The sequence below is a fragment of the candidate division WOR-3 bacterium genome (assembly GCA_039801365.1).
In the GTDB taxonomy this organism is placed as follows: domain Bacteria; phylum Hydrothermota; class Tepidihabitantia; order Tepidihabitantales; family Tepidihabitantaceae; genus JBDRUN01.
This window is the reverse complement of record JBDRUN010000074.1, coordinates 1-14,222: the sequence shown is the minus strand read 5'-3', so window position 1 is coordinate 14,222 and position 14,222 is coordinate 1. Positions and strand designations below refer to the sequence as shown.

At 58.9% G+C, this 14,222-nt stretch carries 7 protein-coding genes; 5 read left to right on the top strand and 2 right to left on the bottom strand.

Going from position 1 to position 14,222, the window contains the following annotated elements; translation table 11 throughout:
- Window positions 1-808 precede the first annotated feature (808 nt).
- The 5 genes from ABIL25_08865 (at window position 809) to ABIL25_08845 (ending at window position 10,781) form a co-directional block, all read left to right on the top strand.
- Window positions 809-2,266, top strand: coding sequence for an RtcB family protein (locus tag ABIL25_08865; protein ID MEO0082385.1), 1,458 nt, complete (start codon window positions 809-811; stop codon window positions 2,264-2,266).
- An 84-nt stretch (window positions 2,267-2,350) separates the two neighbouring features.
- Window positions 2,351-4,135, top strand: a complete 1,785-nt coding sequence (gene uvrC / locus ABIL25_08860) for an excinuclease ABC subunit UvrC (protein ID MEO0082384.1) — start codon at window positions 2,351-2,353, stop codon at window positions 4,133-4,135.
- A gap of 72 nt (window positions 4,136-4,207) precedes the next feature.
- A complete protein-coding gene (gene hutI, locus ABIL25_08855; protein MEO0082383.1) occupies window positions 4,208-5,428 on the top strand; it encodes an imidazolonepropionase in 1,221 nt (406 codons plus the stop codon).
- A 49-nt stretch (window positions 5,429-5,477) separates the two neighbouring features.
- Complete coding sequence (locus ABIL25_08850; GenBank protein MEO0082382.1) at window positions 5,478-7,235, top strand: tetratricopeptide repeat protein; 1,758 nt, start codon at window positions 5,478-5,480, stop codon at window positions 7,233-7,235.
- Between the two features lie 54 nt (window positions 7,236-7,289).
- Complete coding sequence (locus ABIL25_08845) at window positions 7,290-10,781, top strand: C25 family cysteine peptidase (GenBank protein ID MEO0082381.1); 3,492 nt, start codon at window positions 7,290-7,292, stop codon at window positions 10,779-10,781.
- A 35-nt stretch (window positions 10,782-10,816) separates the two neighbouring features.
- On the opposite strand, the gene ABIL25_08840 is transcribed toward ABIL25_08845, so the two are convergent.
- Together ABIL25_08840 and ABIL25_08835 are read right to left on the bottom strand one after the other, a co-directional pair.
- On the bottom strand, window positions 10,817-12,895 hold the full coding sequence (locus tag ABIL25_08840; GenBank protein MEO0082380.1) for a hypothetical protein: 2,079 nt from the start codon (window positions 12,893-12,895) through the stop codon (window positions 10,817-10,819).
- Window positions 12,896-13,052: 157 nt separating this feature from the next.
- Entirely contained in the window at window positions 13,053-13,730 is a 678-nt protein-coding gene (locus ABIL25_08835; GenBank protein ID MEO0082379.1) for a hypothetical protein, read from the bottom strand.
- Between the last annotated feature and the right edge of the window lie 492 nt (window positions 13,731-14,222).

The window sequence follows — 14,222 nt, the reverse complement described above, 5'->3', positions numbered from 1 at the left end:
ATTCAAACTGTCCCGCAAACAGAAAGTATCGGGTGAGTCAATGCAACTGGCGGCCCAGGTTCTATTGGAAAAGTGGAAGGCCCGGGGTTGTGACCCAAAGGTTCTTGCCCTGATTCGCAAGGAGGTGTACGACATAGCCGAGCCATAGCCAAGTCCACACCCTACGCCTTACGCCGCACACTCTACGCCGAAATTGGCGACAAGGCAGTTGCGGTCAGAGTGCAACCCTAAACACTGTTCAAGCTACGTTCCGGCATCCAGAGGCTTAGTTAATCCACCTTGACACACCGAACAAGCGGGTAGGATTCGGAAAACGAGGACAGGTTGGCCAGTTTGAGTGCGGCGAGGACTGGCGAATGGTTACGGCCGAGGAGGTGCGCCCGGGGGCTGGACTGCCAGTGTCTGGGCCTGAGTCCTACAGGTCGCAGGAATCACTTGGCGGGTGGTGGAATCGGAGCATATGAGTTGAGCGCGAAGAATTGCACCGGGTCGGTGTGTACTCCCCGCCGGGTCTTGACAGGAGTAGAATTGTCTATTGTGTCCCCGAGATTGTATGTCGGGGGGAGGGGTCCGTTTCTAAGTCCTGTGGAATTCAGGTGTCAGTTGCGGAAGAAGCCAAGTCGGGATTCTGCTGTACAGGTACGAGAAGAAAAGAGGGAGCGAATGCGGTCGCATACCTGCCGCCAGTAATAGCCCGGTTTGCGGTTGAAGGTGATAGTTCTGCTGCCAAGGCGGGATGAATACCGCTCCGTGCACTACGACCCGACCAGATGTTTGACCCAAAGGCAAGCTGAATCTATACTGAATTATGGCTAACTGGAACGGACCTTTAGAGAGAATTGGTGATACGCGACTGCGGATTCCGAAGAGCTATAAGCCGCAGATGCACGTTGATGGTATTATTTACGCTGATGCAAATCTTTTGGAAGACATAAAGCGCGACCAGGCGCCAGAGCAGGTGGCGAATGTGGCTACCCTGCCCGGTATTGTTGGTCAGTCTATGGCGATGCCGGATATTCACTGGGGCTACGGGTTTCCTATCGGTGGGGTGGCGGCTTTCCGCATTGATGACGGCATAGTTTCGCCGGGCGGAGTCGGGTATGACATCAATTGCGGTGTGCGGCTGCTGCGCACAAAACTTAGTCGGGAAGACTTGAAGCCAGAGCTTCTGCGTAAGCTGGTCTATTCCATCTACAACAATGTTCCTTCGGGCGTGGGCTCTAAGGGTAAGATTCGTATTTCACAGGCAGTGGTACAACAGGTACTTACCAAGGGTGCACGCTGGGCGGTGGAGCAGGGTTACGGGACTGAGGAAGACTTGGAATACACCGAGGAGCACGGCGAAATGGCTGGTGCAGACCTGGCTGGAGTTTCGGCCCGGGCTCTGGAGCGGGGTATGCCACAACTGGGCACCCTGGGCGCGGGAAACCACTTCCTCGAGATTCAGGAAGTTGTCGAAGTGTATGACCAGAAAGCGGCCGAAGCTTTGGGCATCTGGCCTGGGCAGATTACGGTGATGATTCATACCGGCTCGCGCGGACTGGGATATCAGATTTGCGATGACAATGTGAAGACGCTCGTGGCTGCGGCGCGAAAGTACGGCGTGGAGCTGGTGGATAAGCAACTGGCCTGTGCGCCGATTGAGTCGCGTGAGGGCAGGTTGTATTTCGGGGCAATGGTGTGTGCGGCCAATTACGCTTGGGCGAACCGGCAAGCGATTGCCCACTGGGTACGGGAGGCATTCAGTCAGGTGCTTGGTCTCCCGGTTGAACAGCTTGGTATGACGCAGGTGTATGATGTGGCACACAATATTGCTAAGTTCGAAGAGCACGAGGTGAACGGAAAGAGGATGAAGCTGTGTGTGCACCGCAAGGGTGCAACCAGGGCTTTTCCGCCAGGCCATCCGGCCCTGCCGGCAAAGTATCGTCACTTGGGACAGCCGGTATTGATTCCCGGAGATATGGGCACGAGTTCGTATCTTCTTGTTGGCACTGAAACCGCGGCAAAAGAGACTTTTGGTTCTGCCTGTCATGGCGCGGGACGGGTATGGTCGCGCACCAAGGCGCTGGAAGAGACTAAGCACCGCAACGTGGCCGAGGAATTACAGGCCAAGGGCATAATGGTGATGGCGGCAAGCAGGGAGGTGCTGCGTGAGGAAGTGCCGGATGCGTACAAGGATGTGGATGCGGTGGTGGATGTGTGCCACCGGGCCGGCATTGCGCGTAGGGTAGCGAGGATGAAGCCGCTGGGAGTAGTGAAAGGCTAGGGGGCAAAAGGAGGGGTCGAGTGTCCGGTTTTGGACTTCCGCACGCTTGATCTCCTGACTCCCTGAGCCCTAGAATTCTTCGCCATGTCTTTTGCTGAAAAGGTGGCGCAGACGCCGGAAAGTCCGGGCGTCTATCTACTGAAGGACGCCAGGGGGCGGGTTATCTACATCGGCAAGGCGCGGTGTCTGCGTGACCGGCTCCGGGCTTACACCCAGCCTGCTGACAATCCCCGGCTTGCCGCGATGCAGCGCCGGCTGGCAGACTTAGAAACAGTGGTCACGCGTTCCGAAGTGGAAGCACTGGTTCTGGAGGAGAATCTCATCAAGATGAACAAGCCGCGCTACAATGTGCGGCTACGGGACGACAAGAAGTTTCCCTACTTGAAGATTACGATGGCAGAGCCGTTTCCGCGCATTTTTGTCACCCGTAATCTGAAGCAAGACGGGTCGGTTTTCTTCGGGCCGTACACTTCGGTCCGCGAACTGCGCAAGGCGTTGAAAGCGGTGAAGCGGATATTCCGCATAAGGACCTGCAAGCACCGGTTGCCTGAGGAAAAACCGGCTCGGCCCTGCCTCAACTACCAGTTGAATCGTTGCACTGCTCCCTGTGCCAGGCTGGTTACGCAGGGCGACTATCAGCAGCAGGTGAAGGATGTTGTCGGGTTTCTTTCCGGCCGTTCCGACGAGCTTATTCAGGAGATGGAGCGCAGAATGTGGCGTGAGTCTGACGCCCAGAACTTCGAGCGGGCCGCAATCCTGCGCGACCAGCTTTTGTCGCTGCGGGAAATACGCAAGGACCAGCAGGCAGTATTGCCGGATAAGACCAGCCTGGACATTGTTGGGTTGAGCCGAGGCGAACACGCGGCCGTAGCAGTGATATTTCGCGTGCGGGAGGGTAAGATTGTTGCGCGCGAGGAATATCCGTTGCGGGCAGACAGGGATGTCTCTGACACCGAGGTACTTTCGACGGTTATTCGCTCAGTGCATGGCCATACTGCAGATATTCCCGAGGAAATAATTCTGCCGGTTGTCATCGAAGACGCCGAAGTGCTGGAAGCGATGTTCGCCGAGCGCAGGGGCCGCAAGGTAAGGATAGTTGTACCGGAAAGAGGCGAGAAGGTGCGTCTTCTGGAACTGGCCAGAGCCAATGCCGACAAGGCACTGGTGGAGCTACGGCCAGAGGAACGCATACCCAGGGCAAGCAAGGAGCTGGCACAGATACTCGGGCTGGAACAGGTGCCAAGGTTGATTGAGGGCGTGGACATATCCAATACTCAAGGAACGAATGCGGTTGGCTCCATTGTGGTCTTCCGGGACGACCGGCCCCTGAAGAATGAGTATCGGCTGTTCAAGATAAGAACGGTGGAAGGAGCAGATGACTTCGCAATGATAGAAGAGGTGCTTGCTCGCCGGGTTCGAGGACTTTTGGAAAAGAACCGGCCTTTACCTGACCTGGTGCTGGTTGATGGTGGCAAGGGTCAGCTTTCTTCTGCGGTCAGGGCATACAGCCAGTTTGACCAGGATATTCCGATTCTCGGTCTGGCCAAGCGGACAGATACTCTGTACTACCTCGATGGCCGGGAAATTACGATTCCGGTTACCTCACCGGCGTTGAAACTTCTGAAGCGCATCCGGGATGAATCGCACCGGTTCGCCATTACTTTTCACCGCAAACTGCGCGGCAAGGCGCAGACCCGGTCTGAACTGGATGACATTCCCGGCATCGGCCCGGCGCGCAAGAAAGCACTCATCCAGCACTTCGGCAGCCTGGACAAGCTCAAGCTGGCGTCGGTTACAGACATTGCCCGCGTCAAAGGCATCGGCCCGCAACTGGCCGAGAAGGTATACTATGCTCTGCAGAGTGTCTGAACCGCTGTTTGCCATTACCTTGTTGCGGTAGTGGCTTGCGGGCTTTCCCCCTTTGCGTATAGTAGGGAGAAGATGAAGTCGGATTCTCTCCTGCTTGCCAACATCGGCCAGTTGCTGACGATGACCGGCGACGGCTTGGGCATCGTTGAGAATGCCTGGGTGCAGATTGAGGAGGGCAGAGTTTCAGATGTAGGACAGGTAGATTCAAGGTTTCAGGTTTCAGATTCAGAGGTTGTGGACTGTCGCGGTTGCGTGGTTCTACCGGGGTTTGTGGACCCGCATACGCATCTTGTGTTCGGCGGGTGGCGGGCCCATGAGTTCGAGCAGAGACTTCTTGGCAAGACGTACAAGGAGATTGCGCAGACCGGTGGCGGCATCCTGTTTACTGTCAAAGCCACGCGTGCCGCGTCCGAGGATGAGCTGTACGAGCATGCGCTGGCGCGGCTGCGCGAGATGTCGGCCTGGGGCACGACCACGGTTGAGGTCAAGTCTGGGTATGGGCTTGATACAGAGAGTGAACTCAAGATGCTGCGCGTGGCAAGGCGGCTGGGTGAGGCCGGCATTGCTACCGTGGTGCCGACGTTTATGGGAGCGCATTCGGTACCAGAAGGGTTGGACAAGCCGAGCTATGTTCGACTCGTCATTGAGCAGATGCTGCCGAAGGTAGCGGAAGACAGACTTGCCCGGTTCTGCGATGTGTTCTGTGAGAGCATAGCTTTCAGTCCGGAGGAGACGGTGCAGATACTTGAGGCCGGCAAGCGATACGGTCTTCTGCCAACGGTGCACGCGGATGAGATTGATTCTTCGGGCGGGGCAGAGGTTGCGGCTCAGGTGGGCGCAGTGTCGGCCAGCCATCTGTTGCGGCCGTCGGATGAAGGACTTCGGCAGATGGCAGAGAAGGGCGTGGTAGCGGTGTTGCTGCCCGGAACCTGTTTCTTTCTGCGTGAGCAGCACAAGCCACCGGTAGCAAGAATGCGAGAGTTGGGAATTACGATGGCGCTGGCTACGGACTTCAACCCCGGCTCCTGTACGATGCTGGCCCAGCCTTTGACGCTCCAGCTTGTCTGTATTCACTACGGCTTGACGATCGTCGAAGCGTTACGCGGGGTGACTGTCAATGCCGCTAGGGCGCTCAGGCTCGAATCAGAGATTGGTACGATCGAGCCGGGCAAACGGGCGGACATTGTTATTACCGACGTACCGGACTATCGTCATCTTGCCTACCGCTTCGGCCACAATCCGTGCCGACTCGTCCTCCGCCACGGAAGCATCGTGAATCGGCCCGCGGCTTGAGTTCCAGCGGCCCGGCTGATTTGACCTCGGGCCGGACGCTTCTACACTGATGGCGGTGACGAAATTCGGCACTGACCTTCGTTCCAGGACGGATCGGCCGCGTTCCGTCCGCTGGCCGACGGTCGTGCTTATCGTTCTTCTTTGCGCCGCGGTTTACCTACCGACGCTCAAGTATCAGTTTGTGTGGGACGACAAGCAGCTTGTCCTGGCGAACCCACGGCTTATGACCGGGAATCCACTGGTGTTCTTCGGCCAGAGCTTCATGCCCGGGGTGCACGGCTCGGAAGCAACCAGAGTTCGGTACTACCGACCACTCACGGTCCTCTCATTCTGGCTTGACCGGCAGATGTGGGGACTGAATCCGCTCGGGTTCCATCTGACCAATGTGCTGCTCAATGCCCTGGTGCTTCTGCTGTTGGCGTTGCTGCTCAGTGAGTTCGTCAGTCAGGCCTGGCCAGTACTTCTCGGCGTTGCGCTGTTCGGCCTGCACCCGTCGCACGTGGAGTCGGTGGCGTTTGTTTCCGGTCGTACCGACCTGCTTGCCGCAGTGTTTGTTCTGGCCTGCGTCCTGTTGCTCTTGCGATACGGCCAGAGCGGCCGGTGGTACTGGCTGGGTTCGGCAACTGTCGCGTGTGCGGCGGCACTCCTGACCAAAGAGGTCGCGGTTTTGCTTCCAGTAGTCGGGGCGTTCTTGCTTTACTGGACTGTGCCTGGTTCCCGCCGGCGGATGGTGATTTCCACACTGTGTCTGACTGCAGCGGTTACTGGCTACCTTGCGGTGCGCTGGACCGTTCTTGGCAATGTGGCGGTGCCGACAGGAACGTTGGGCCAACGGCTGTTGCTTGCGCTGAACACGATCGGACGCTACGGCGCAATGGTTGTTTTTCCGTTCACTCACCGGCTGGTGTATCCGAGCCGCACCGAGGTTGTCGGACCCGGCTGGCCGACACTTGCCGGTGTGTCGCTGCTGGCGCTGCTTGGGTGGCTAACCTGGCGATATCGGTGCAGCGTTGTCGGCTTCGGCGCAGTCTGGTTTCTATCATTCATTGTGCCGGCCAGTAACCTGTTTGCAATTGGAATTTCGTACCTTGCCGAAAGGCTCTTGTACCTGCCGCTCGCAGGGGCGGCGATGATGGTGTTGGCCGGTGCCAGACTGCGGATGAGGGTACCGCGGGCCGTGTTCGTTGGCGTTCTCTTAGTCTTTGCCGTGCTTTGGGCGGCGGCCAGTATCCGCCGGATGCCGGTGTGGCAAGATGAGCTTGCGTTGTTTGGCACGATGGTACGCGAGGCACCGAATTCCGCGGATGCGCACCTGAACTTAGGTGCGGCACTGATCACTCAGCAGCAGGACACGTTGCGGGCTGAAGCCGAGTTCCGGCGAGCGATCGAGCTTCAGCCCCAAAGTGCAGTAGCGCACAACAACCTCGGTGATATTCTGCGCAAGCGAGGCGACCTGACTGCAGCCCAGCGGGAATATCTGGCGGCCATCGCACTTGACCCGGGATATGCTGAGGCACACGGCAATCTTGGAATTGTGCTGTTTCATGCCGGCCAGGCTGACAGTGCGTTCGAGCAGTTCATTCTGGCGCGCTCACTGCAGCCAGGACTGGCGCCGGTTCATGTGAACCTGGGTAATTGTTTTGTCGAGCGTGGCCAGCCGGACAGCGCGCTGCGTTCATTCTGGACCGCAATCAGCCTTCAACCCGGATTGGACGCAGCCTATCTGAATCTCATCCGACTGTACTTGGCACTCGGCAAGCCGGACTCGGCCGAGCTTGTTAGGCGAATGCTTGAAGAACGACGTTGAACTTTGGATTGGTGTGGTCTATACTGAAATGTACTGTCCAACCTTGGAGGACATATGAGAATCATTCCGGTCCTGCTTGTAGCAAGCCTGGCACTGGGTGAGACGATAAGCAGTGGCTTCAAGTTCAGTGAAGAACAATTCCTGCGCACTGAGCATGATGGCTATATGCTCGTCACGGGGAACGGTCTGGACGTGACCGACGTGCCGGGCGCGCCGCAACTGCCAGTGAAAGCGGTCACGGTCGAGCTGCCCGGACGGGGTGCGGTGAAGAGCGTGCACGTGCAAGCTGAGCGATGGGAGCGGCTCGAAACCGGGGTACGCGTGCTGCCGGCGCAGAAACAGGTCATTCTGAGCCGGCTGGACGCGGTTGACGCACTGACCGGCCCAGACCCGGCCATCTACGAGAGCTGGAGTGCCTGGCCAGCTAAGCCCTGGGTCTGGACCGGCACTGGCATCCGCAGCGGTAAGACCGTGGCCGAGATTCTCCTGTATCCAGTGCGATACGTCGGTGCGGAGGGGCGACTGGAGTACTGCCCTAATTTTCGCATCGAGGTTGAATACGAACCACTGCCACCGCTGCCGCAACTGGACCTTGATGCCTTTGACTATGTCATTGTGACGGCCACAACCTACGATTCAATCTTCCGGCGACTTGCCGACTGGAAGACGCAGAAGGGCGTGCAGACGGTGATTCGCCATATTGACTGGGTGTATTCGAACTACACCGGACGGGACAATGCCGAGAAGTTGCGTAACTACCTGAAGACGTTGCCGGATTCGGGTGTGCGGTACGTTCTTCTGGGCGGGGATGTCAGCGTGATACCGTTTCGCAAGGCTTACGCAATGACGAGCGAGGGCAATATCCATCCGCGAGAAGACTCTTTGCCCTGCGACCTGTATTTCGCGGACCTCGACGGCGACTGGGACCGGAACGGTAACAACGTATTCGGCGAGTTGGCGGACTCGGTTGACCTCTATCCTGACCTGGTCGTCGGCCGGGCGCCGGTTGACTCGCGTCAGGATGCGCAGGCGTTCGTGAACAAGGTGCTTGAGTACGAATGCGGCCCGGCTGAGACCAGGCAGACAAATGTGGCCTTTTTCGCTGAGGTGATGTGGTCGAACCCGTACACCGACGGCGGTCGGCACAAGGATAAGCTTGAGGCCGCGGCATTCTCGTCCGGTTACACGGTGACAAAGAAGTATCAGCGGCTGGGAAACGAGAGTCGCACGAGCGTGATGGCGGCAATCCGGGATGGGCAGAACTACCTGAACCACGATGGTCACGGCTGGATTGACGTGATGAGCGTCGGCGGGTACCCAAACTACCTGAGAACCAGGGATGCAGACACCATCACCAACGCATACCGCGGGGTGATTTACTCAATTGGCTGCTGGACGACCGCCTTTGATACGGTTTCGATTGGCGAGGCATTCGTAACTAATCCGAATGGTGGCACGGTAGCAACTATTGGCAATTCATCCTACGGCTGGGGCTCGCCCGGAAACCCGGGGTTCGGGTATTCGGACAAGTTCGACGATAAATTCTGGTGGACCGTGCAGCACACCGACGACTATCGGGTCGGAGAAGCGCTGGCCAAGTCCAAGGCCTACTTTGCGCCTTTCTCCAGGGGCGAGAACGTATATCGCTGGCACCAATACCAGGTGAACCTGATGGGTTGTCCGGAAATGCCAATATGGACCAGGACACCAGAGACACTTGAAGTAACCGCACCAGCCGAGATTCCGTCTGGCGCAGGCCGGGTGCTCGTGATAGTCTCATGCCGCGGGCAGGCAGTCAGAGGCGCGCTTGTCTGTCTCATGAAACAGGGTGAGTCCTACAGTACAGCCATAACCGGTCCGGACGGTTCGGCGTGGCTTCAAGTCGAGCCGCATTCCAGCGGCGACTTCCTTCTTACTGTGACCGCGCACAACTTTCTGCCGCTGCAGAAAGCAATCGGTACCAGTTCGGGTCCGTACGTGAACTTTGCCGGGTGGGTTGTGAACGATTCTCTCGGCAACCGCGACGGGGTGGTGAACTCGGGCGAGACGGTGTTCCTGCCGGTATGGCTGCACAACGCGGGCAGTGCCGCGAGTGCCGGCGTCCTGCTCAAACTGCGTTCAAGCGACCCGGTCGTGACAATCCTGGACAGCACGGCCAGCGCTGACGCGCTTCAGCCCGGGGACTCGGTGCTGATTCCGGATGCGTTCCAGGTCGCCATCGGCGCCTGCTCGCAGGACGGCAAGCTGCTTGCCTTCGAGTTTGTGGTCGAGGACACGGACATGCCGCGCAAGTTCTACCCGGTTCTGCAACTGGGCGCGCCGGTCCTTGAGTTCGTCTCCTATGCCTACCTCAACCCGCCGGGCCTGCCCGGGCAGACCAAGGGAGTAAAAGTCGCGGTCGCAAACCAGGGACACGGGTTCGGGCACGGGACTTGGGCAAGGCTCGTGAGCCTTGACCCAAACGTCACGGTTCTTGCACCGGACTCAGTCCTGCTCGGCGAACTTGCGCCTGGTTGCCTCAAGGCGTCGGCGGACAGCTTCAGCGTCAGCATCTCGGGCGCGTGCCCGGGTTCGTACCTCGCCGCGGTGCGGCTCGACCTGTGGTGCGAAACCTACACGTTCAACCACAGCTTCCAGCTTCTGGTGGGCGACTACGGATTCGCCGACGATATGGAGGCCGGGCCGTCCAAGTGGACTCACGGCGGCACCGGCGACCGGTGGCACATTTCGAGCCGGCGGTTCCACTCGCCGGGGCAGTCATGGTATTGCGGCGATGAGTCGAGCGGTCGGTACTACGACAATATGAACGCGTGGCTTACAACGGTGCCGTTCATGGTTGCGGAGAATTGCTCGCTTCGGTTCTGGCGCTGGTTCAGCGTGCCGAACTACGGCGTGGACGGCATCTACGTAATCATCGTACGCAAGACCGGCGCGGATACGCTCGATTTCATCGGTACAGGCGGAGCGCTGAGGGAGAAATCCGACACCAGATACCAGATACCGAGTACCAGAAGCGCGGACGAGGAACGCAATTCAACCCTTGCCCCCTTGAACCATCGACCCCTTGAACCCTTTCTGGATGGCATCGAAAGCGACTGGTTTGAGGAGAAGTACGACCTCGGCGCGCTTGCGGTTGGTGAGACCATCCAGGTCAAGATTGCATTCAAGAGTGACGGCGATGGCGACTATGGCGAAGGGTTCTACATTGACGACCTAGCTGTGACCGGCGGAAACCTGCCGCCGACCTTCCTCTCAGAGCCGAGCTGGCCTACGGCCTATGGCTTGCGGCTGCTGGCCTTTCCAAATCCGTTCAGGTCGGTCGTCACGTTGCAGCTCGCGGCTGCCGGGCCGGGGGAAATTAGCATCTTTGACGCCTCGGGTCGTTGCGTCCGCTCCATGGCCTTGAGTGGTAAGCCGGCAGCGTTCAGCTCCGTGATCTGGAATGGCCTTGACGACTCCGGCCGCAGGGTCGCAGCGGGGACCTACTTCGTCCGAGCGCAATCTGGCGGAGAAATCTGGCTGGCCAAAGTACTACTGGCACGCTAACCCGGCGCGCAGCGCGCGGCTTTGACGGGCAGACTCTACGGTACCGTGAACCGCGCCTGCTGGGTCGTTCCGCCTGTTTGCAAGACAATGAAATAAGTGCCGGCGGGCAGCTTCTCGGCGCTGAGTTCGAGGCAGCTATCACCCGGCCACACTGCGCCTGCGAACAGCGTGCCGAGAGTCCGGCCAGTAATATCGCACAGCTTGACCGTGACCGAGCACCGTATCGGCACCGTGAACTCGACCGTGACCTTGTTGGTAGTCGGTGAAGGAATGGCCGCCAGCCCCACTCCCGCCGGCGCTGCCCCTGCCGCTGAATCCCCGACCCCGGGCGATGGGCCGTAGTACTCGAAGATAAGGTAGCCGCCGTAGTCATTGGCGGCGTGAAGGAGATTGCCGTACGGGACCACGTTCCGGCAGACCCCGGGAGTTCTGTAGTATCCAAGCTCACGGACATTATGCGCTTCTGAAATGTCAGCCATCGAAAGGCCGGCGTAGCGATTGGCGACCGCACCGAGACCGCCTCTGACACTAATCGTAGTAGGCGTGAACTCGGTGAATGTTCGCAGCAGTACCGGATTCTCAGGGTCAGTCACACTTGCGACATGCAGTCCACCGCCTTCGTCACAGAGGAACGCTGTGTCGTTCCGCACATACGACCCAACCGAGCTGCCCAGACCGCATGCCAATCGTGATAGTTGGACTGGGTTGGTTGGGTCGGACAGGTCGAACAGCCGGAAACCTCCTTCTGGCTCTCCAGGGCGATGGTAGCCGTCTCCCAGAATGGCGTAGTTCCTGAAGACCGATACACCGTATGGGTCACTCTCTTCATTGGGCCAGCGCCCGACAATCCACGGGTTCGTCGGGTTTGACATATTGATCACCACCAAGCCCGCCTCTGCGGTAGGTCCCTCGATGCCTGCGAGCAGTAACGTATCTTTGAGACAGAATGCTCTCGCGTGTCCGGTCCTGCAGGCTCCGACGACGCGCGGATTGTCCGGGTCGCGGATGTTCAGCACCATCAGCGTGTCGTCTACTCCGACGAGAAGCAAGCTATCAAGCGGAACCATCGCCAGAACTTCCCTGCGGAAGAAGCGCACGCCGCGTTCGATGGGCCGCGTCGGGTCCGACACGTCCAGTAACCACAGACCCCGGCGTGCGGCAAGGAAAACCCGGTCTCCAGTGACACATACGTTCTCGACCCAACATGGGACCGTGTCGTAGGAGCCAATCCACTCCGGTTCTTGCGGGTTGCTGATGTCGGCCACTTGCAGGCCACCGTTCTCTGCGGCCAGAAAAGCGCAATTCCCTGAGACGCCTACCGCGTCAGCCCAGAAGCCTCCCCGCGGGAGTGATTCGCCACCGGTCACAAAGGGGTGGCTGGGGTCGGCTACATTGAATATTCTTAGTCCGAACAGTGCACATGCGCAGTACACAAGGCTGTCGCGCGCACACAGATTCTCCAGCACGTCCACTTCTGCCAGCCAGGGATAGCCGCACTTGCCCAGATGGACAGGTGTCGCTGGGACGGACAGGTCTACCGTGTGAAGAGTGTCATTCTGCGCCACGTACGCGATACTGCCTTCCCACCCCACCCTGAAAGCTGGTCGTGCCAGGTGACCTACTTCGTGGGGGTTGGATGGATCCGAAAGTCCCAGTATCCTCAGTCCTTCGTCGCCGTCCGCCACCAGAGCGAGGGTGTCCCGCAGTGATACGTCGCAGCCACCGACTGACAGCGGGAAGGAGCCTATCTGGACTGGCTGCCAAGGGTTGCTTATGTCAACGACCTTGAGCTCTTGGTAGGAACCGGCCAGGGCCAAGCTCTCGTGGAGCGCGACCGACACTATTTCCCCGGCCACGCGACCCAGGAAGACAGGTGACGTCGGGTCGGTGGCATCTATGATACTCATACCCTCCTTCTTCTGCGCCAGGAGCAACAGGTCACCGTCTTTCGCGATATCGCACGCTACTCCCAGAAGGGGGAGTGTGCCGACCCGTCTGGGCCTTGCAGGAGTGTTGACATCGAAAACCCACAGTCCTCCGCCGATTCCGACATACGCGAACCCTCCATCTACGAGAACGGTTCTGGCAATCGAGTAGGGCCACGCTCCTTTCACTCTGACATCAAGCGAGTCAGCTGCCGATGCTGCGCCAAGCACGGATAGCAGAACAGCAGCCGTGTAAACGCAGAACCCCGGCTGCCGGCGGGGGCCGCTTCGGCGGAGTGCATGGCCAGTCGGGGAGAGCTCCCGCTCTCCCCGACTGGCCTCTTGACTAGGCGTTCTCTCGGACATAACCGTCCGGTTTCGGTACGCTCTTGTCGTGTGTGTCGTGGTAGATGAAGTCCCCGGCTTGGTTGGGAACGTAACCAGCGTGTCCGGTGAAGAACCTGAACAGGCGGCTGTATCCATCTTCCCATGTGCACGTCTGGGAGTCTGATTTCTCGGTGTCCTTGGCGTAGTGGTAAGAGTACGCGATGCGGTGACCGTAGGCGCCCGTATGCAGCCACTTGGACTGAGCATTCCAGTCGGCGAACTTCAGGAAGTTTATTCTGTAGGCGAATTCAATCTCGATGTAGTTGACATAGTCCGGGGCCGAAACGCGCTTCGTGTAGCCCCACATATACATCTGCTTGCTCGCTGAGCTCCACACGTACTTGATGTAGTCCTTCCAGTAGCCGTCGTAACTGTCGTAGGTCAAGGTCGACTCGGCCCACGTCTCGTCGCCTCCGCCACCTCCCAGCGGCGAAATGCCGTATTCCTCGTACTTGGATTGCGGTATCGACTTGAAGTGGAACGAACCCATTGGTTCGCGTGCCTCTTCCGCGTCGGCCTTGACTGCGCTGGCGTTCACCTCGATGGTGAACTCCTTGTCCTCCAGCCTGATGGTTCGCTCTGCGGCGATTCCGAGTGCGACCAAGGCCAGGAGGAGTACTGCAAGCATCTTACGCATGCTCGCCTCCCTGTGTTTCTGGCACCCCTGGTTTGCGGCCGCCGGAGCGGTGCCTGTGACTTCGGCCAGCCGGGAGCCGGCCACCATCTCGCATCATAGTATCGCCGGCTGCCGAAAATATCAACGTTGAATGCGGCCCGCCCGACACGTATCCAGCGGCTTGCAGTTTGGATATCAAGACTGACCAACATAGGGGACGCGAATCGGGGTGCGGTGAACGCGCACGTCCCGGTGTCGTACTGGCAGTAATGGGTTCATGCCAGACAGGTGCGGGCTCTGCCATCTCTGTTTCCTCCGTCGGCCTACATCGAACAGGTCGCGATTACATTCTACCCCCCCCGCCATCTGTCAAGCGTCTTTCGCGCCGAGGCGGGCCGGCCAAGGCACATCGTGACCCCCTGCCTGACGCTTGCGCGTTTCATATGATACCCGTAGCGCCAGCAACTCGTCAAGGTCGAGCGCAGGCAACAGGAGAACACCCTGGTCTACCTG